General features: G+C 49.4%; 14 protein-coding genes. 7 read left to right on the forward strand and 7 right to left on the reverse strand.

Annotated elements, in window-relative coordinates; all coding sequences use genetic code 11:
* Nucleotides 1-132: 132 nt before the first annotated feature.
* A complete protein-coding gene (locus ASF12_RS26460) occupies nt 133-1,623 on the forward strand; it encodes an RtcB family protein (protein ID WP_235533289.1) in 1,491 nt (496 codons plus the stop codon).
* A 184-nt stretch (nt 1,624-1,807) separates the two neighbouring features.
* Here ASF12_RS26460 and ASF12_RS26465 read toward each other — a convergent pair whose 3' ends face one another.
* Entirely contained in the window at nt 1,808-3,838 is a 2,031-nt protein-coding gene (locus ASF12_RS26465) for an acyltransferase family protein (RefSeq protein ID WP_235533290.1), read from the reverse strand.
* A gap of 248 nt (nt 3,839-4,086) precedes the next feature.
* Between ASF12_RS26465 and ASF12_RS26470 the strand changes: the two genes are divergently transcribed.
* Nucleotides 4,087-5,232, forward strand: coding sequence for a hypothetical protein (locus tag ASF12_RS26470; protein ID WP_056041190.1), 1,146 nt, complete (start codon nt 4,087-4,089; stop codon nt 5,230-5,232).
* Nucleotides 5,233-5,512: 280 nt separating this feature from the next.
* Nucleotides 5,513-10,615 (forward strand): S-layer homology domain-containing protein, encoded by a 5,103-nt coding sequence (locus tag ASF12_RS36230; RefSeq protein ID WP_056041191.1) that lies wholly within the window; start codon nt 5,513-5,515, stop codon nt 10,613-10,615.
* 86 nt (nt 10,616-10,701) lie between these two features.
* Here the strand turns inward: ASF12_RS36230 and ASF12_RS26480 are convergent, their stop codons facing one another.
* Entirely contained in the window at nt 10,702-11,121 is a 420-nt protein-coding gene (locus tag ASF12_RS26480; RefSeq protein WP_056041193.1) for a DUF4395 domain-containing protein, read from the reverse strand.
* Nucleotides 11,122-11,484: 363 nt separating this feature from the next.
* On the opposite strand from ASF12_RS26480, the gene ASF12_RS26485 reads away from it, so the two are divergent.
* The 3 genes from ASF12_RS26485 to ASF12_RS26495 all read left to right on the forward strand — a co-directional run bounded on the left by ASF12_RS26485 (nt 11,485) and on the right by ASF12_RS26495 (nt 16,399).
* Entirely contained in the window at nt 11,485-12,069 is a 585-nt protein-coding gene (locus ASF12_RS26485; protein ID WP_056041194.1) for a TetR/AcrR family transcriptional regulator, read from the forward strand.
* A gap of 126 nt (nt 12,070-12,195) precedes the next feature.
* A complete protein-coding gene (locus ASF12_RS26490) occupies nt 12,196-14,286 on the forward strand; it encodes a YhgE/Pip domain-containing protein (protein ID WP_056041196.1) in 2,091 nt (696 codons plus the stop codon).
* A 187-nt stretch (nt 14,287-14,473) separates the two neighbouring features.
* Nucleotides 14,474-16,399, forward strand: a complete 1,926-nt coding sequence (locus tag ASF12_RS26495; protein WP_056041198.1) for an LTA synthase family protein — start codon at nt 14,474-14,476, stop codon at nt 16,397-16,399.
* A gap of 52 nt (nt 16,400-16,451) precedes the next feature.
* Here ASF12_RS26495 and ASF12_RS26500 read toward each other — a convergent pair whose 3' ends face one another.
* From ASF12_RS26500 to ASF12_RS34755, 4 genes are all read right to left on the reverse strand, one after another.
* Nucleotides 16,452-16,640: a hypothetical protein gene (locus ASF12_RS26500; protein WP_056041200.1), complete on the reverse strand. Its 189-nt coding sequence runs from the start codon at nt 16,638-16,640 to the stop codon at nt 16,452-16,454.
* Nucleotides 16,641-16,656: 16 nt separating this feature from the next.
* Nucleotides 16,657-17,124 carry a hypothetical protein gene (locus ASF12_RS26505; protein WP_056041202.1) on the reverse strand — a complete coding sequence of 156 codons (468 nt, stop codon included), beginning with the start codon at nt 17,122-17,124 and terminating at the stop codon, nt 16,657-16,659.
* A 165-nt stretch (nt 17,125-17,289) separates the two neighbouring features.
* Complete coding sequence (locus ASF12_RS26510; RefSeq protein WP_056041204.1) at nt 17,290-17,775, reverse strand: hypothetical protein; 486 nt, start codon at nt 17,773-17,775, stop codon at nt 17,290-17,292.
* Between the two features lie 49 nt (nt 17,776-17,824).
* Nucleotides 17,825-18,016 (reverse strand): hypothetical protein, encoded by a 192-nt coding sequence (locus tag ASF12_RS34755; RefSeq protein ID WP_150131560.1) that lies wholly within the window; start codon nt 18,014-18,016, stop codon nt 17,825-17,827.
* 170 nt (nt 18,017-18,186) lie between these two features.
* On the opposite strand from ASF12_RS34755, the gene yunB reads away from it, so the two are divergent.
* Nucleotides 18,187-19,431, forward strand: coding sequence for a sporulation protein YunB (yunB, locus tag ASF12_RS36390; protein ID WP_327204951.1), 1,245 nt, complete (start codon nt 18,187-18,189; stop codon nt 19,429-19,431).
* 104 nt (nt 19,432-19,535) lie between these two features.
* On the opposite strand, the gene ASF12_RS26520 is transcribed toward yunB, so the two are convergent.
* On the reverse strand, nt 19,536-20,024 hold the full coding sequence (locus ASF12_RS26520) for a DinB family protein (protein WP_056041207.1): 489 nt from the start codon (nt 20,022-20,024) through the stop codon (nt 19,536-19,538).
* Nucleotides 20,025-20,034: the final 10 nt, after the last annotated feature.

Below are 20,034 nucleotides of genomic sequence, written 5' to 3' on the forward strand. Positions count from 1 at the left end.
TCTAGAATCAATCATACAACATTAAATAAATCAACAATGAAAGGGTGAGCAGCCATGTTATGCATTTCTGTCGAAAACATTCAAACGCTCAATCATAAAAATAAACCAACGAATGAAAAGGATGGTTCTTGATTGAAAATTAAAAATAGCAGCCATGTACCTGTACGTTTTTTCATTAATGACGATATGAAGCTTGAGAAAAATGCGTTGGCAGAGCTGGATCAGCTCCTAACGGTGAATGAATCGGTCGAAATGCTGAAGCAGCAGCAGACCGGCTATTTTTCTAATGCGGATGCCAAGATCGAAGAAGTTGCGATTACGCCGGATTTCCATAAAGGAAGCGGCATCCCAATTGGCACAACCCTACTGACCAAAGGCTTCGTCATTCCCCAAGCTGTAGGCAACGATATTAACTGCGGCATGCGGCTGTACACGACCTCGCTTCAGGAGGACGACATTCGTTCTAATTTCAAGAAAATCGAAGCCGACATTCGCCACATTTTCTTCGAAGGCGGCCGTAACATCCCGATGACCAGATCGCAGCGCGAAGCGATTTTCAAAGAAGGCTTAATGGGTGTTTTGGCATCGCAGCAAGGGAGCAGTCGCCAGGGACTGTGGGATTTTTATGATGCGAGGCAGCAAGAGCAAGACCTTGCCAGAGTCAATCGTTCCGGCTCGTTCATTGCAGGCGAAGTAGACGGACTCGACAGCTTTCTGGGCAGCTCAGAGCTTTCCTATGACAGCCAAATTGGCTCTATTGGCGGCGGGAACCATTTTGTCGAGATACAAAAGGTAGTAAATATTCGCAATCATGCCTTGGCTAACGAGTGGAACATTAAGCACGGCCAAGTGGTCGTGATGATTCACACAGGCTCCGTATCCATTGGACATCATGCAGGTGTAAATATAAAGGAAATGCTGAAAGACATTTATCCTGCATCATTAAAGCATCCGAGCAATGGCATCTATGTGCTGCCGCAATCTGAGCGCTATGCGCTGCAATGGAAGCGTTATTGGAACCTCCTTCATAATGCGGCTAATTTTGCTTTTGCGAATCGCTTGTTTTTGGGACTCATGCTGCAAAAAGCATTGCATCAAAGCTTGAAGTCGTTCGATTATAAATTACTGTACGATGCGCCGCATAATTTTGTTTGGGAAGAAACGATTGATGGCAGCGCGGGTTTTATCCACCGCAAGGGTGCCTGTACTGCAAAGTCGGCAGAACAAATGATGAATACGCCTTTCCAATATACGGGGGAGCCTGTATTCATCCCGGGATCAATGGGCGCAAAAAGCTATATTCTTGCAGGACTCGGCAATCGGGATAGTCTGTTCAGTGCCAGCCACGGTGCGGGCAGAAGTCTTTCCCGAGGCGACTCGATCAAGGTGGATAATGCTTTATTTCGTGAATTTATTGCCAAGTTTAATGTGGTTACGCCGATTGATCCGAACCGCAACGATATTAAGTCGAGGCCGGATATTTTGAAGAAGTGGGAAGAGGAATTAAAGAAAGAAGCTCCTTATGCCTACAAGGATATCAATGCCATTATTGAATCCCATGAAGAACACGGCATGGCCCAAGTCGTAGCCGAGGTTGAACCGATTTTAACGATTAAAGGTTAGTCAACCGCTTAAAAGCATGGCAGCTTCTACGGTACGCTTAAGCGTATAAAGAACTTTGATAACAATTGCTTTGAGTCCAAAAAAACCGCCTGTCAAATGTCTTATGACAATGACAAGCGGTTTTTTAATGTTACAAGATGTTACGAGGCGTTACAAGATGTTGCATGTGCTGCAAATCCAAGCTTTAAACAGCTCGAGCAATCAGCGCAGCCAGCACTTTTGCCCCTTTTGCCGTCAGATGAACACCATCCTGTGAAAAATAGTCGTCTTTCCCCGAGCTGGCAGCGTGCCAGTCAACAAGTACCATATTCTTATTATCTTTAGTTGCTTTGGCTAGAGCATCGTTGACGATTTGCTCCCATGGACGGGGAACACGTGTATTCACTAAAATAATTTTTTTATGGTCCTTAAGCAGCTCGGAAATTCGCGCAAGCTGCTTGCTTGCAAAAGCGCCATTCGTTCCCAGCTCTATAATAACGGTGTCGCCAAGCTTGCCGTTTTTCTGGAGCTGCTCAAGGATAGGCGGAGCTTGGGACATTTGTCGGCCAATTTGACCGTCTACCGCTATGCCCGGAACGAGTTTTTCCAAAGCGCTCTGAATGTCGAGCATGACGGAATCGCCAATTGCGGTTACCTTCGATTCAGCTTGTGGAGGCTGCTCCTCATGCTCAGGCGCCCGCTTGACTCCATCCTCACCCGACTCGCTCGGTTTAACAGACGGGCTCGGCTCGGTGCTTGCATGGGTGATCGCTTCGCCGCTTCCTTCCGGGCTTGCCACTGCACTTGGCTCCCCGCTTGGCGACGGCTTCTGCTCGGGTGCGCCCGTGCTGGGCTCGCTCGGTGCAACGCCCGTACCAGCCCCAGAGCTCCCTTGCTCAGCGGGCTCCGTCTCCGAACCATCGGCATTCCCCGCGGCATAATTACCCGACGCCTGAACATGTGAGAACGGTTTATTGCTCCAGATCGACGCTAACCCATCCATTCGGAGCGCATACGACATCGTGACGACTAAGCAGACGCTGAAGAAAGCGATAAAGGCTCTTCGATAGGAATGGGCGGCCATCCAACTGGGGAATTGCTTGCACAGCTTACTAATGCTTCCGTGACGAAGGGGCTGCTCAACATATTTATAGGATACGGTGGCAAGCACAAGCATCAACACAACTTGCAGGCTTAGGCGCATAACCGAAACTTCACCCGTATCAACAGCTGGGCCCGTCAAAATAACGACCGGATAATGCCATAAATATAGCCCGTAAGAGCGAACGCCGATAAACCGTAGCGGCGGAATCGAAAGCAAACGGCCAATTCGGCTGGCTGGATGCGCCGCTGTCATAATGAGCAGCATGGACACAACGGACAGCAGCAGCATGCCCCCCAAATATAAGAAGGGCTGATATTCGTTCGTATACCAAAAAGCTAGCAGCGTTAGGAGCAGTGCCGTTCCTCCAATGATATCCAGCGTAAGCCGCGCTTCATTGGATACGCGTGGTTTAAGCTTATGAAAAGGCCATATCAAAGCTAGCACCGCCCCCATCAGCAGGCCGAACATGCGCGTATCGGTTCCATAATAAACACGGCTAGGATCGCTGTCAGGCTCGTAAAGCCATGCCATAGCAGCAGCCGATAATAGTGTCAGCACAAGTATGCCCAGCAGCAGCGCACGGCGCCGTTTCAAAAAACGCAGCCCTACTAAAAGCATAAGCGGCCACACCAAATAAAACTGTTCTTCTACAGCAAGCGACCATAAATGACCGAGCGGCGATGCGGGTCCAAAGCTTTCGAAATAAGAAACGTTATGTAAAATGAGCCACCAATTGCTTACATATAGCAGTACGCCGGGCAAATCGGTTAAAAAAGGAGACCAATGCGGATAAGCAAACAGCAAGGTCGCTGCTCCGGTGACCGTGATCATAAACAGCATGCCGGGAAGCAGTCTTTTTGCCCTGCGGGCCCAAAAAGCTTTCAAATCTATTTTTCCATGCTGCTCTAGCTCATGCATTAGTATACTAGTAATCAAATAACCGGATAGGACAAAAAAGATGCCTACACCGAGCAGTCCGCCCGGCATCCATCCGGGATGAAGATGATATACAATAACCGCAATTACGGCGACTGCTCTAATTCCGTCAAGCCCAGCCCTGTACGTTTTGTTTCCTGATTGCTCGTTTGCATTTCGTGCCATATGTCCTTGTGACTGCCTGCTGTTGTCCATTTTGCCTCTTACCTGCCTATGTCTAATTTTGTTGCACAACATTTGAATCGAATGAGGGCTGTAACCTTTATTATCATAATGATTATAGAAAAATGCAAAGGATAAAAAGTTACAAATCAGGTATTGAAATTGTGATCTTTTACCATGCAACTATTTAGACATAAGATTCGTTTTGGTGGATGAAGGGTATTAAGAAGACAGAATCATAATGTTTATTACACCACCTACGAAGCAGGAGGACATTCATAATGAAAACATCCAAACGATCGATCTCCAAAGGGAAAAGCATGATGGCAGCAGCAGCAATTGCAATTGGTTTGGCTGCGGTTCTGCCGACAGCGCAAGCTGCGGATCAGGCAGCAGGTCAGGATTTGTTCGGCGGCAAGCCAGCAGGCGACAGCGCGTACCATTTTAGCGATATTCAATTTTTAAATGCAACGACGGGAAGGGCGGCCGGAAATGGCTTTCTAATCGGGACATCCGATTCAGGCTCCCATTGGCAGTCGATTTATAAAGGAACGTGGCAGTTTGCACAGCTCGACTTCATCTCCAATACGACGGGCTGGGCGCTAGCTAAATCTGCAAGCAATGGGCCGAACGCTTTACTATTTACGACGGATGGCGGAAGCAAATTTTCGAAGCTGCCTACAGGCAAGCTTCAGCTGCAGCGTATTCATTTTATAGATAAAAATAACGGCTTTGGTTATACGAATGCCTTTGCCTATAAAACGAAGGATGGCGGGAAAAGCTGGGCGAAAATCGCAACCCCGGTAAACACGCGCTATGCGGAGTTTGTGAATGACAAGCAGGGCTGGGCGCTAGTCATCCTGCCGGGACTCGGCTATAACTTGTCGAGAACGACGGACGGAGGCGTGACGTGGACAACTTCGCTCCATGTGAAGGCGGACGAGCTGAGCGGCGGTAAAATCGTTGCTGATGGCACTCAAGTTTGGGCGCAATTTAATGGCGGAGCTGGCATGTCGCAGCAATCCTATTCGGTGTACGCTTCGGCTAACAACGGTGCCAGCTGGCGCAAAGTCATTAGCCAAAGCACAGCGGGCGGCGGCAATGCGCCTGGCGAAGCAAAGGGACTCGTGTCTCAAGGGCCGGCATCCCCGGGCGGACATCCGAGCGACCTTGAGCTTGTGGGTGGAACAGCGATTTTGAGCGCATATTCCCCAGCGGCGCAGCGCATTGGAATCGGACGTTCCTCCAATGGCGGGCAAACCTGGTTTGCGCCGTCCGATACGGTCGGTTATGCCAATACGATCTCGTTTACGAGCACCTATGTCGGGTTTATGGCGGACACGAGCCTGAATTCACCAGCGATCTACAGCACGGTGGACGGCGGGAAAACCTGGTATACGAAGCTTGAAATTCCGACTAAGCCATAAGCAGCAATAGAGCCTATTTAGCATTTGCAAAATGGCGAATTTCATAACACAGCCGCTTGCCGAACTGGATCATCAGGCAGCGGCCGTTTGAACAAACAAACCTCTTGGCAAATCGCCAAGAGGTTATTTTTTTGTGCTTCTCTTGGTGCGTGAATTCCAATTCAAACATAAATTTACACATTTTCACCATAAATCTGTATTCAACAACTTATGAAAACGCTTTATTATTTGTGAAGAACGTGAACACGCATGCCAATAAAAACAAGGAGGTTCAACTTTCATGGTTTTTTTGCGCAATAAGCTTTTACGAGATGTCATAGCAAGCACGATGGTGCTGTTGCTGTGCTTCTCTGTTGTGTCCCCGGTGTTTGCAGCGGATGAGAATACAATTTATACAAATGCGGAGGCTGTTGTAACAGAAGCTCCTGTATCAGAAACGGCTGACCCAACTGCTGCGGCAGTGCCAGATGGTCTGCTGCTTCATTACAACTTTGATGAAACAGCAGGCAGCACGGTGAAAGACCGCTCTTTGAACGGACATGACGGTTTATTGGCAGGAGGAGCGGCCTTCACGGCAGATGGCAAAATAAATGGAGCCATTGATTTATTTGGAACGGATGGTTATGTTAAGCTGCCCGATGGATTGCTTTCGTCCACCCATGATATGACCATCGCCACTTGGGTGAAGGCGGACAGCTTGGGAACGTGGGCGCGAGTGTTTGATTTTGGTACCAGTACGACAAATTGGATGTTTCTGACTTTGAAAAATCATGCTGGTGTGGCGCATTTCGCGGCACTACCGCAAGGGAACGGGGAAAATGCTTTGGCTGGCCCGGCTTTTCCGGCATCCAGCTCATGGCAGCATGTAGCGGTTGTCATTTCCGGCAACACGTATACGATGTTTATCAATGGCATTCAAGTGGCCACCGTAAGCAACATGCAAAATGATCCCTCCGAGCTTGGCTTTACGACGAACAATTATATTGGCAAATCCCAATTTGCGGCTGATCCTTATTTTGACGGCAAAATCGACGATTTCCGCATCTATGACCGCGCCTTATCATCAAGTGAGCTTGTCTCTCTAGTTGGAGAGGCGCTAAGCGATATCGAAATCATTGCTTATGATAAAAACTGGCTGGAGCTGGGCGATACGACGCAGCAGACGAAGGATTTGACACTTCCCGCGGCAGGTCCCGGGGGGACGGCTATTACTTGGGTTTCTTCTGATCCGGCAACGGTGAGTGCACAGGGGAAGGTAACGCGTCCGGAAGCGGGCCAAGGCGATAAGACGGTCATCCTGACAGCGACGATTGCGAAAGGGGCGGAGCAGGATACAAAATCCTTTACCATCGTCGTATGGGAGCTGGATTCGGCATCCTACACCTTGAATATTAACGGAAGAGAGGCGGCTCATGAGGTGAGCCCGACGTTATACGGCATTTTTTATGAAGATATCAACTATGCGGCGGACGGCGGATTATATGGGGAAATGGTGCAAAATCGCTCCTTCGAATTCGGTACTTCTTTGTTTGCTTGGAGCAAAACCGCTTATGGCGGCGCTTCGGGCGAGCTGACGACCGCAACGGATGGAGCGCTGAACGCCAGCAATCCGCGATTTGCACGCCTGACGATTACGAATGCGGGAAGTACTGCCGGGGCAGGCGCTGGGTTAGCGAATGCGGGCTATTCTGGCCTAGCTGTAGCAAGCGGCGAAACTTATCATTTCAGCGTGTATGCACGGAGCGCAAGTCCTTTGACAAAACCGTTAGATGTACAGCTTAGAGGGCAAGATGAAGCGGTTTATGGCTCCTGCGAGGTGACAGGCCTTACAGCTGATTGGCAGAAGCTTGGCTGTGCGATTCAATCGAATGCCGCCAGCACGAACGCCAAGCTCGTCGTTATCGGAACGGAGCAGGCGGTCATCGATCTGGATATGGTGTCGCTGTTCCCGGAGAAGACGTGGCAAAATCGCACAAACGGGCTGCGTTATGATCTAGCCGAAATGCTGGACAATTTAAATCCGGGCTTTCTCCGTTTTCCGGGCGGCTGCATCGTCGAAGGCGGTTCTCTTGAAAACCGCTACAGATGGAAAAATACAATCGGCGACGTAGCGGAGCGCCAAGTCCAGCGCAATCAATGGGCGGCGAATTATTATCAGTCGTTTGGCCTCGGCTTCCATGAATATTTCCAGCTGTCTGAGGATATTGGCGCCGAGCCTTTGCCGATTATTTTTATCGGTCAGGTGTCCTGTCACGGCAATCCGCCGAAAGTGCCGATGAACGAGCTTGACCCTTATATTCAAGACGCGCTTGATCTCATTGAATACGCGAATGGGCCGATTGATTCCACTTGGGGGGCCGTACGCGCTGCAAACGGTCATCCTGAGCCTTTTCAGATGAAATATCTTGGAGTGGGCAATGAATTGTGGGGCCAGGATTATTTGGACCGGTATGAAGTGTTTTATGATGCGATAAAAGCAAAATATCCCGACATTCAGCTGGTGCTGAGCGCGGGCGCTTTTCCAGAAGATTCGATGTTCCATTATGCCTATGATTGGCTTGGAAGCAATGGCAATAAAGCGGATTTGGTCGATGAGCATATGTATCAGAGTCCGCAGTGGTTTTACAATAATGTCAATCGGTATGACCATTACAGCCGCAGCGGGCCGAAGGTTTTTGTAGGCGAATATGCAGCGCACGGAACGGGCAAAAAAAACAATATGGAAAGCGCCCTTGCCGAAGCAGCATTTATGACAGGGCTTGAGCGCAATTCGGACGTAGTAGCGATGTCTTCGTTCGCGCCTTTATTTGCAAGGCAAGGCAATACGCAGTGGACGACCGATTTAATTTGGTTTGACAACAGCCAGGTGTACGGGACGCCGAACTATTACGTGCAGCAGCTGTTCAGCCGCCATGTCGGCCAGCAGCTTATGCCATCCCAGCTTCAGAAAAATAAAAGCTATAGCAGCAGCACCGTTCAAGGCTCGATTACACTCGGCGCTTGGAACACAGGTGTAGAGTATGATGATGTAACGGTTACGGCTAACGACGGTACGATTTTGCTGCAAAATGATTTCAGCGATCCGTCGACGCTTTCGCAGTGGAGCAGCTTCAAGGGCGCATGGTCCATTGACAGCGGCGTGCTGAAGCAATCCTCCACAAGTACAACGGATGCGCGGCTTCTATTGAAGGAAGGCCAGCAATGGAGCAATTACACGCTGCAATTGAAAGCGAAGAAGGCGGCGGGCTCGGAAGGCTTCCTGATCGGATTTGGCGCCAAGGATACCGACAACTATTATTGGTGGAATCTTGGCGGCTGGACGAATACGTTGACTGTAATTGAGCAGGCGGTTGGCGGCACCAAGTCGAACGTCAGCAATTCCTTGAACAGCGGAGTAGAAGCCAATCGTTGGTATGATATTAAAATCGAATTGCAGGGCTCGCTCATCCGCTGTTATTTGGATGGCGTGTTGGTGCATGAGGTGGATCGTGACCCTGGCCCGCTTTACAGCGTGACGACGAAGGATGAGAAGACAGGTGATCTAATCGTCAAAGTCGTGAATATTGGCGGCAGCGAGCAAACCTCAATCGTAAATGTGGATGCTGATTATATCGACGGCAGCGCTACCGTGCTGGAGCTGAAAGCGGCATCGGATGCGGCGGAAAACTCGTTTGCCACGCCGGAAAATGTAATGCCTGAGGTTAAGGAGGTTGCCGGATTAGGCCAATCCTTTACTTATGATTTTCCCGCCTATTCGGTCACTGTATTAAGACTGAGAACAGTGCCTGGAGCAGCCATAACAGCGATTCAGCCTGTGCAGGTTAAGGCAACTGTTGGAGCGGTGCCACAGCTTCCAGCTTCCGTTTCCGTCAGCAAGAGCGACGGCAGCGAGCAGCATGCAAACGTGCAATGGGGAAAAATAGATGAGGAGCAAATGAGCAAAACAGGCCTTTTCAAAGTAAAAGGCGAGGTGGCCGGCACCTACTTGACGGCGGAGGCAACCGTCCTTGTTGCGGAAGAGGACGAAGGCCCAACGCCGACGCCAACGTCAACCCCGACACCGGAGCCAACGCCAACGTCGACGCCTGAGCCGTCTGCAAGTACAGCGCCGCAGCCGACGCCAAGTGCGACACCATCGCCAGGCGAGACGCCGCAGCCAACTGCGAGTCCGGCACCGACGCCAAGCGCAACACCGAATCCGACATCTAGCCCGTCTGGCGGTTCGAGCTCATCGCAGCCAACTGCGACACCTGTGGTGACGGGAGGCGGCAAGCAGCTGGTGGAGTTGGATGAAAATACGGTGAAGGCCGCGCTGGAAAGCGCCATTGATGGCAAAATCAAGCTGAAAATCAAATCAAATGCGGAGGCAAATGCATGGCAAGTGAAAATCCCGCTCACGCGATTATTGGAAGCTGGAAGCACAGAGAAAGCCGAGTCGCTCGAAATCGATACGGGTTTTGCCATCGTAACGTTATCCTTGAAATGGCTTGAAAATAATAAAGGCACAGCGCCAAAAACCTTGACCCTAACTATAACGAAAGCGGATATTTCCAAGCTTCCTTCCGAGACGCAGCAGCAATTGACTGGTGCAGTCGTTTATGACTTTCAGTTGGAAGTGGATGGGGTGAAGGTCAGCGATTTTGATGGGCGAGAGGATATCGTTGTAGCTTTTCCATATTCATTGCAGCCTGGTGAAAATCCGCATCAAGTCATTATTTGCTATATCACGGATAGTGGGGCGCTGGAAGCTGTGAAAAATAGCAAATATGATTCGTTAAGCGGAAGCGTGGTGTTTAAGCCCAAGCATTTCAGCAAATATGCTGTCGTGTACAAGAAAGTCGGCTTCAAGGATGTAACGAAAGCATGGCAGCAGGAGCCGATTAACGCGTTAGCTGCCCGAGATATCATCAGCGGTACGGGCGGAGGACAATTTAAACCGGAAGCTGTGGTGACGAGAGCGGAGTTTATCGCCATGCTGATGAATGGACTGGATTTGACGGAGGCGAATGCTCTAACATTGCTGAGTGATGTCCAGCAAGGGGCATGGTATTATGACGCCGTTGCCACAGCCTATAAACTCGGGATCGTTAAAGGAAAATCAGACGGCAGTTTTGGGGTGCACGACAAACTTACAAGACAAGATATGGCGGTCATGGCCTATCAGGCAACGAAATATGCGGAGCTCGAGTTAGCTGAGGAAGCAGCAGCTCCATTTTCAGACGAGAATGCTATTTCGGTATACGCCAAAAAAGGTGTTGCTGCCATGCAAGCGGCTGGAATCGTGAGCGGCATGGGCCAAAATGAATTTGCTCCACAGGCCGAGGCTACACGGGCACAGGCAGCATTAATGATCTACAAGCTTCTGGGCTTGCAAGGCGAATAACTAAAAAAGGATCTCCTTTCCCTGCTGGATAGCAGTTGGAATGGAGATCCTTTTTTGCTGTTCTATATTGCTGCTTGCATCGATTGTTAAAAGCCGCCTATTTTCCGCCCTGCGCGAAATTGCTTGTACCAAAAATAAACGGTGCAGCCGATGCAATAACCTAGCAAGGCGGCGCTGGCGGCTAGCAGCAGCATAACGGAGAACGCATACGCTGCAATGTCCCAGCCAAACGCTGCGGTTGCGAGCGCCAACGTAAGGAAGAGCACAGCCAGCACATTGTTGAAACGCTGAAGCTCAGCCGCTTGCATCTCTGTGCCTGTCTCTTTTATAAACAGCTTCGCGATCCGGACAAAAAGATTAAGCTTCCCAGCGGAAGCAAGTCCGACCACTTGAATCATCCATAATAGTCCCAATAACAAAGGCTGATTGAAGAAAAAGGAGAGAAGAACAAAAGCTACGATTCCAACTTGGTTCGCTTTTACATAGCGCATCGGCACTTCACGCATCACCGTTCACCTCTAATTCCAATTTATTTACTTGGTATTATTGTATGCCGTAGTTGAAATTTGAGCAACACAAATATTTTGTATCGTCGTCTAAAGGAAACAAGCTTTAAACCGGGCTATAAAGGTGCTATATTTTAGCTACTATTATTTCTCGCCCTTGGGACTGTGCAATGGCGGCGAAATGCAAGGAAATGATTCAAGAAATAATGCTTGAAAAAACGCATGAAAAAAAGATTGTACTTTTGCATCGCTGTGTGTTAAATTAACTTATGACCAATTGACCAAAAATGAATTTTAGTCAATTTTGATCATTAAGTTGAGCAATAAACGGTTGTAACGCTTTTTGCAAGGGAGGTTATGGGGATGGCGGTTGATCGCAAAACATTGATTTTGGAAGCGGCGGCGCAGTCGTTTGCACAGTTTGGCTATAAGGCGACGACGATGGATCTTGTTTCGAAAATCGCAAATGTAGGCAAAGGGACGATTTACACCTTTTTCAAAACGAAGGAAGAGCTGTTTGAGGAAATACTTGGCAAAGCCTTTGCAGAGCTGCAAAGCATTATGTGTGAGGGGACGAAGCAGGACGCGGCTTTTAGCGACAATTTGTTTAATGTGCTTGATTCGATTCTCGATTTCCGCTCCGACCATGAGCTGGCAGTGAAGCTTTCGCAGGAGGTTCGAGACATTGGAACGGTGCAGGCGCTTGATGGCATTCGCCGAATGGAACAGTTCGCGCTGGATTTTCTGAAGCAGCAGCTTGAACGGGCGATTGATAATGGCGAGGTGAAGCCTTGCAATCCGGCGATTGCCGCGTTTATGATTTTTCGGCTGTACATTGGATTGACGTCCGATTGGAATAAGCTGAGCGAGCCGCTTAGCAAGGATGAGATTAAACAAAATATGCTTTCCTTCATCGCATATGGCATTGTCGCCGATCCGGTGAAGTAATGGGCAAAGTCAGAGCAAGACGGCGATGCCTATTTTTTTGAAAAAAACTGACCAATATACCGAAATGGTCATTGGTTCAACATATAAGCAGCATAGATCAGCATATTGAAAAAGGACGTGTTCGCGATGGGTGTATTTCAAGTGTTTTGGAAGGAAATCAAGCTGCTCGGCGAGAAGCCGATGGTGCTGCTGACGTTAGCGGGGGTTGCTCTGCTGCCAATGCTGTATAGCAGCTTTCTAGTAGAAGGCTCGTGGGACCCTTACGGACAGACGAGCAAGCTGCCGGTAGCGGTTGTTAATCTTGACCAAGGGGCAGACTATGAAGGCAAGCAGCTGCATATTGGCGAGGATTTCGTCGATGAGCTGGGGGGAAATACTGACTTTAGCTGGTCATTCGTTACGCAGGATCAGGCAAAGACCGGCATGAGCAATAATCATTATTATATGACGATAACGATTCCTGAGCAGTTTTCGCAGGATGCGGCGACGCTGACAGAGGCTGAGCCGAAGCAGGCGGAAATTATTTTTGAACCGAATAGCGATTATAACTTTGTAGGCGCACAAATCGGCAGCACGGCAATGAAAGAGCTGAAGTCGAAGCTGACCGTGCAAATCACGGAAGCCTACACGCGCAGCATGTTTGAGCAAATCGATAAAATTTCCGATGGGCTTGGAAAAGCAGGCTCCGGTGCAACGGAGCTGCAAGATGGGGCTGGCAAGCTGGGCGAAGGCATTACGACGCTGAAAACGAATTTGAACAAGCTGGCGAGCGGCACAGCGGACGTTCAGGTAGGTGTGAAGCAGCTCGCGAGTGGCGCGGGCGACCTTGCCAAAGGCGCAGGCACGCTGAAGTCGGGAACCGCGACTTTGTCGAGCGGGCTCAGTGAGCTGTCTGCGGCCGCTGCCAAGCTCGGCGCTGGGGCAAGCAGCGCAGGCGATGGCGCTGCGAAGCTTGAAGCTGGCTTGCAAGCGGCAAGCGCAGGAAGCGGGAAGCTGTCCGCTGGCCTGACGGCTTCGGAGAAGGCCAGCGCGCAGGTTGCGGCCGGCGCAAGCCAGGTCGCTGATGGTTTGGAGCAGCTCGTGGCAAGCAGCCCGGAGCTGCAGAGCAATGAGCAGCTGGCAAAGCTGCTGGCTGCAAGCCGCCAGGTGGCGTCCGGCAGCGAGCAGCTGCATGACGGACAGAAGCAATTGCTGACGGGCAGCACGGAGCTTGCAAAGGCGCAGAAGCAGCTGCTGGATGGTGCAGCTAAGCTTAGCAGCGGACAGCAGGAGCTGGCTCAAGGGCTGCATACCTTCAGCACCAAGATGAAGGAAGCTGCGGCCGGCGGCCAGAAAACAGCAGAAGGGGCTTCAAGTCTACAGGCTGGCGCTGCCAAGCTGCAAACAGGGCTTGGCAAGCTGAACGGCGGCGTTAGCGAATTGGCCGACGGCTCGAAGAAGCTTGACGATGGCGCAGGCCAACTGGCCGACGGCTCCGTGAAGCTTGTTGACGGATCGGGCGAGCTTGCAAGCCAATTAAATGAAGCGGCTAGTAAATCGTCAGAAGTGCAGTCAGGAGACAGCACGGTTAGCATGTTTGCTGCTCCAGTCAAAATTACGGAAAACACCGATCATAAGCTAAGCCATTATGGGCTGGGCATTACGCCTTATTTCCTATCACTGGCGCTGTTTATGGGAGCTCTCGTGTTTACTACCGTGTTCTCTTTGAGAGAGTCTGGCATTGCCAGTGCTACACCTATGCAGCGTTTTGTCAGCCGGACGATGACGTTTACGATGGTCAGTCTCGTGCAGTCGGTCATTGCCGACACGGTTCTGCTATACGGCCTCAAGCTCGAAGTTCATAGCAAGCCATTATTTTTCCTATTCACGATTATTACAAGCTTGACCTTTACATGGATTGTCCAAATGCTCGTCACATGGCTTGACAACCCGGGCCGCTTTGCGGTCATCGTGCTAATGATCTTGCAGCTCACTTCAAGCGCAGGAACGTTTCCGCTGGAGATGCTGCCGGACTGGATGCAGAAGGTGAACCCTTGGCTGCCAATGACACACAGCATTATCGGCTTCAAAGCGATTGTGGCAAGCGGGGATTTTGGGGTTATGCGCGAACAAATGATGCTTTTAGGCATTTTTGCGATTATTGCGCTCGCCTTGACCTTCCTGTATTTTTATCGCCAGACTGGCAAAAATGAAAAATTACAAGCCATTACTGCTTAATGAAGCAGCAGAAAGAATGAAGAGGAATAATCGGAAAGAACCTCCTCTTTCATTCAACACGCAAATGCGTTAATATAATCTTAACAATTATCATTCAGGAAGCGGCCATCACGTGTTGATGGCTTCTTTTTTTTAAATATTCACCTTGATTATATTAACGTGGAATGCGAGAGAGTGAGTGAGGCTTATGCAACAACAGCTATTTGGGGAAAATAAGCAGCGGTCGCCTTTTTTGCTTGTTTATGCAGCGCTGCTGATCAAGCTGGCTTTATTTCGCTATTTTATTTTTGATACGATTACGATTAGAGATGTGGCGATGGACGGCCTAGGCTTGCTAGGCGTATTATTACTGTTCGAGCTGATTGCCCCCGGCAAGCGCAAAGGCGCTCTTTTTTTACTCGTTAATGCGGTGCTGTCGCTGCTGCTGTTTGCCTCGACGGTTTATTTTGACTATTACGGCTCGGTGCCGACGTATAATGTGTTGAAATCGATTAATCAAGTCGGTCAAGTACGGGCAAGCGTTCAGACGCTAATCCAGCCTGTCTATTTTACTTATTTTCTTGATGTGGCCATTTGGCTGGCGGTATATGCGGTGAGGCGCTTTCGCACGCGGAAAGTGTATGAATACAAACGTATGGGCCGAGTATCGGTGCTGCTTGTCGTGCTGATCGTCAGTACATCGTTTCTCAGCCGCCAGGTTTATATGGATCAGTCGATTGCTAATGAGCTGGAGCGGGCTAAAAATCTCGGTTTTATCGGCTTTCAGGCATCTGCCGCTTGGCAGGCCAGCACGGAAGCCATTGAGACCGAAACCGGCAGTCTGTCAGAAACGATAGCTGAAATTAATAAGCTCCAAGCGAGCTATCCTTATGCTGAGGCTGGAGCAAATAAGGATGCGAAAGGCAAGCTAGCGGCGAAGCAGCCTGTGCAATTTGGTACGGCAGCAGGTAAAAATCTCATTGTGCTGCAAATGGAAGCTTTCCAAAAATTCCCGATTCATCTTAAGGTGGACGGCCAAGAAATTACGCCGACTCTCAATCAGCTGGCGGATGAGGGCTATTATTTTCCTCATGTGTATCAGCAAATCGGTCAGGGCAATACGTCGGATGCCGAATTTATGTCGAATACGTCGATCTATCCGGTTGGGAGCGAAGCAATGTCCAAAGGCTACGGGGACCGGGCGTTCCCAAGCCTCCCGAAGCTGTTACAGGAGAAAGGCTATGATACAGCTACCTTCCATATTAATAATGTGACGTTCTGGGATCGCGATAAGCTGTATCCAGCGCTTGGTTTTGATGCTTATTATGATAAGCCTTATTATACAGATGACCATTTTAATGATTTTGGCGCGTCGGATGAGGAGCTTTATCGGGTCGGGGTCCAAAAGCTTGCAGAAATGAAGCAGCCGTTTTATGCGCAGTTCGTTACAGCTTCCAGCCATTTTCCCTTTAAAGTGCCAGCAGATCGCGTAACGCTAACGCTGCCGGATTCACTTGCAGGCACTCAGCTAGGCGACTATTTGACGGCGATTCATTATACCGATTATGCCATCGGTACATTGATTAGCAAGCTTAAGGAGCAGGGATTGTGGGACAATACGGTGCTGGTTATGTACGGCGACCATTTCGGTCTGCAGCCTGACAAAATCGATCCAGAGCAATTTAAGACGGAGCTTGGCATGACGTATGATGCGCGGCTCAGCCGTTTTAATATTCCGTTTATCGTCCATGTTCCAGGCGGCGCCAAAGGCGGCAAAGGGCAGGTAGTCGAGCAGGTCGGCGGACAGCTGGATATGATGCCGACGATTGCTAATTTGCTTGGTCTTAAGCCGGAGGAATCGGGTGCTACGCTGTTTGGCCATGATCTGCTGAACATTGATCGAAACGTGCTCGGGATGCGTTATTATTTGCCGAGCGGATCATTTTTCAACAATGATATTTTGTTCGTTCCCGGCAAAGGCTTTGAGGACGGCACTGCCGTATCGCTTGATACGATGGAGCCGGTTACGAATTTTGAGCAATACCGCAGCGATTATGATTATATTATGAAGCTGATGGGCTTGTCAGATAAATACGTGCGAATGCTGCCAAAGCGCGAGCTTGAGGCGTATTAATAAGATGATCTGGGTTAGAAAAATATAGTTTTTTGTTGTAAAAAAGCTCCGCCTATTGGCGGAGCTTTTCACGATTGCTATTCAAATTTTTCCACTCTTCAATGGCTTCGCTAACTTCTTTATCGCGTTGTTCGTCTTTCGGTCCGGGTATAGTCGGGGAGACTTCATAAACATTAAAACGAGTGTCTGCTACATCTGTGCGTCCTCTGCCAGAGCTTTTTACATAGTTGCTACTGTTCATTTGAAATCCACCACCTTTAATTCAAGTATAACCTAATCAGGTTATGCCCAGCAACATTAGGAATAAACATACGACTACTGCCCATAGAGACTGCGCCATATTCATTGACGTAATGATGAATAAGTCCACTTTTTGCTTCGTAAGCTACAAATCCGTCTCCACCTTGCTCAATATGTCGCTGAGCAGCATAAGCAAAGAGATGGTGGGCCACGTATTTATATTTTTCTCTCACCCCACGATTATGAGGAGCCTTTTCAATTAAGTGTATCCATTCATGGTCGCCACGATTTTCTAATGCTATGGCACCCTCTATTTGATCAGAGCCGACGACACAGATTTTATACACTTCCACATTACCCATCTGAAAGTACAATCGCCAGTTAAAACCTGGTGTCCAGTTTGGCCGCATTCCTTTTACATCATCTATATTCATTTTTGTTATGTAAATTGGAATACGGTAGCCTGTCTCGTTTTCAAAAAGCATAAAACCACCTCTAAAATTGTCAGAAATAGCCGGATTTTCAGAAGGATTTATCTGAATTGTTTAGCAATATTTCTTTAAATGAATAAGACAAAAAATACCTCCAACATTGCTGGAGGTGCTTTTTGTAGCTTATTTGAAAAAGAAAACGGCAGGACAGGCAGGCGGCTATTCCCGCGAAAAGCCTTCCTCTTCCAAATACTCGACAGCCTCTTCGTAGGTTTCGAAGGCCATCTCCAAATTCATGCCGTCGTAAATCATCCAAGTATCTTCCTCGAATCTCACTTGAAGCGTCTGCGCGTCATCGTTAGCCCATTGCTGATCGGAATTGGCCTTTTGTCTTCTGCGCTGTGCTCTGGTAAGCGGCACTTCAGGCTTGAACGATAGCGATTTGATCGCTTCGGCAATCAATGTGCGAAGCTCGGATTCATCCAGGCTGCGAATGTTGACAAGGCCCTTGTCGTCGATGTCATAGCCGTCCAGCAGGGCGGCGTAAACAAAGCCATTGCCGTTTGGATGAAGGTGGTAAACGACATTTTTGCGGTCGTATACGCTGCCTGCATATTGAAAATTAACGCGTCCGAGCGACACATCGCTGCGCTCCAGCTCGGGAAAGGACGTAATGATTTCAAGCTTTTGTTCAAAAGTTAGCATAATTTCCTCCATCGTTGAATCCATTTTACTTTAGCGTAAAGGGCGCTGGCTACAAATGCGCCTTGTTGACCTGCTCGTTGCGTACCATTTGCTCCAGCTTGTCGACGAGAGCCTGATGCTCAGGCGGCAGCTTCCGCAAGCCGAATAAACGTTTGGCTTTGTTTTGCTTCAGCGTCTTCAGCATATACAGCTTCTCCCGATAGGTGAACATGGGTACCAGCCTCCAATCCAATTGCACCATAAGTTCCTCCATTATATAGGCTTCACCGTCAGGATGAAAGCTATAACCTGAACAATCAAGCTTTTTAGCAAGGGCAAGGCTGGTGGAAGGGTCTTCTTCTTTTTTTGCCTAGCCAAGCATAAGCTTGAATACGGAGTGGGACGATCCTTATGGCGGGAGGCGATAGAAGCATGGCAAGATGGGGGCGAAAATGGGGACTGCTTCAGCTGTTGAACCGCAATCGCAAGCTATCCTGGCCTGGACTGCCGCTGCGGCGGGTGAAGACAGTGAGCTGGAGCAGTCGTGGAAGCGTTAGCGAAAATTCAGGCAGCCGCAGCGGCAAAAGCTGGGGAAATGGCAAACTAACTGGCGCAGGCATTAGCCGCCCCAAAGGCTGGGGCAGCGGCAAGCTGACTGGCGCAAGCATGGGCCGGCGCAAAAGCTGGGGCAGCGGAAGCCGTCCTAGCTCCGGCAAGAGTCGCCCCAAAAGCTGGGGAATGGGCAAGCCGCTGTTTGGCAAAGGCAGCAGCTCTAGCGGTTTTGTAGCAAAATCGCCGTCAGGGCGTACGGCTTCCAGGCCAACTGCTTATGATGCCTTTCAGCCTGGGCAGTCACAGTCGTCCGGCGGGGGAAGCTGGGGCTCAAAGCCGAAATCGCCCATGCGAAAGCTCAAAATATGGGCGGTCATCATTGTGCTAACGCTGCTCATTGGCGGCATTCAGTCTTTTATATACGTAGATAGGCATTTGCGCGAGCCGCTTACTAAGGTTGCCCAGCTGCGAATTAAGCAAGTAGCAACGCAGGCAATTAATAAAGCGACGACGGAGCAGGTGTCCAGCCAGTCCGAGTTCGAGAAGCTGGTCGATTGGAAAATGAACAGCAATGGCAAAGTATCGGGGTTTATGCTGAACTATAACGAGCATACGAAAATTAGGGCGCAGACGATTGAAACGGTGCAATCGACGCTTGAGCATCTTAAGGAAATTCCCGAGCATATCCCTATTGGCAATGCGCTGGGCAGTCCGCTTATCGCGTCTTATGGTCCTCGTGTTCCCGTCAAGTTTGAGCCAGTCGGCGCGGTTAAAGTAGATCTCAGCACACGCCAGCAAAATGCAGGCATCAATATGATTTTAATTGAGGTGTATATTCATATTGTCGCGGAGGTTGCCATCATTATTCCGTTCGAAACGGAGCCGCAAATGGTGGAGACGGAAATTCCGATTTCCTATTTGCTCGTCGTTGGCGACGTCCCGATGTATTATTACGACAACAAAGGCAATCCAGTTGGCAGCTCTGCCCCTGGAGCCCCTAATATTGCTCTGCCGCTGTCAAAAGGAAGCGGAGTGACGCAGCCATCGGACGGCAGCATGCTGGAGGAGCAGCTTGATGCACCGGTGCTGCCTGCGCCGAGTGCAGAGAATGAGAGCGAGCATTAGAAGCAGAAGCAAGGAGCCTGCAATACGGAAGCTGAAAAAAGGAAAGCCACTGATGCAATTGTCGCCTCAGTGGCTCATTCATGATTTTTTAGTTAGTAGCTGAATTACATGTACAGCATGAAGAAATTCAAGTCATGCCCGTTTTGCTTCAAGTAGTTGTAAAGCTGCGAACGGTGATGGAACGTATGGGTAGTGACCTCAATCAGCCATTTGACCTGAACCATGCCATGCTCCAAATAATAAGCTTTAGAAGATTTAGTCAGCAGCTCATCCTCGCTTAAGGAAAGGATATACTGCTTGAACAATTCAAGGTTAGCTTGAAAACGCTGAATCAGCTCGTCCGGGCTGGTGATGCCAGCGGCTCCATTTTCAACCTCTGCAACTTCCTGCTCTGTCCTTTCCTGCAAAATAGCAAGATCGGTAGCGGGAATAGCCACCAAATGATGAACGAGCTCCATCAGCGAACGCATATTGTCCTGCGGGCGAAAGTCCCACTGGGTTGGCTGAATTTGGGCAATTAAGGTGCAGCTTGTCCGAACGGACAGCTCCAGCTCCTCCAGCAAATGATCTCTAACTGCAAATGTTCCTGACATCATGTATCGT

This window comes from Paenibacillus sp. Leaf72 (assembly GCF_001422685.1).
GTDB lineage: Bacteria > Bacillota > Bacilli > Paenibacillales > Paenibacillaceae > Pristimantibacillus.

Bases quoted from the DNA above. Each gene is read 5' to 3' on its own strand.
- ASF12_RS26510 (WP_056041204.1), bottom strand. From the start codon at position 17,775: ATGCTAACTTTTGAACAAAAGCTTGAAATCATTACGTCCTTTCCCGAG.
- ASF12_RS26465 (WP_235533290.1), bottom strand. From the start codon at position 3,838: ATGGACAACAGCAGGCAGTCACAAGGACATATGGCACGAAATGCAAAC.
- yunB (WP_327204951.1), top strand. From the start codon at position 18,187: ATGGCAAGATGGGGGCGAAAATGGGGACTGCTTCAGCTGTTGAACCGC.
- ASF12_RS36230 (WP_056041191.1), top strand. From the start codon at position 5,513: ATGGTTTTTTTGCGCAATAAGCTTTTACGAGATGTCATAGCAAGCACG.
- ASF12_RS26495 (WP_056041198.1), top strand. From the start codon at position 14,474: ATGCAACAACAGCTATTTGGGGAAAATAAGCAGCGGTCGCCTTTTTTG.
- ASF12_RS26505 (WP_056041202.1), bottom strand. From the start codon at position 17,124: ATGCTTTTTGAAAACGAGACAGGCTACCGTATTCCAATTTACATAACA.
- ASF12_RS26500 (WP_056041200.1), bottom strand. From the start codon at position 16,640: ATGAACAGTAGCAACTATGTAAAAAGCTCTGGCAGAGGACGCACAGAT.
- ASF12_RS34755 (WP_150131560.1), bottom strand. From the start codon at position 18,016: ATGGTGCAATTGGATTGGAGGCTGGTACCCATGTTCACCTATCGGGAG.
- ASF12_RS26485 (WP_056041194.1), top strand. From the start codon at position 11,485: ATGGCGGTTGATCGCAAAACATTGATTTTGGAAGCGGCGGCGCAGTCG.
- ASF12_RS26520 (WP_056041207.1), bottom strand. From the start codon at position 20,024: ATGTCAGGAACATTTGCAGTTAGAGATCATTTGCTGGAGGAGCTGGAG.
- ASF12_RS26470 (WP_056041190.1), top strand. From the start codon at position 4,087: ATGAAAACATCCAAACGATCGATCTCCAAAGGGAAAAGCATGATGGCA.
- ASF12_RS26490 (WP_056041196.1), top strand. From the start codon at position 12,196: ATGGGTGTATTTCAAGTGTTTTGGAAGGAAATCAAGCTGCTCGGCGAG.
- ASF12_RS26480 (WP_056041193.1), bottom strand. From the start codon at position 11,121: ATGCGTGAAGTGCCGATGCGCTATGTAAAAGCGAACCAAGTTGGAATC.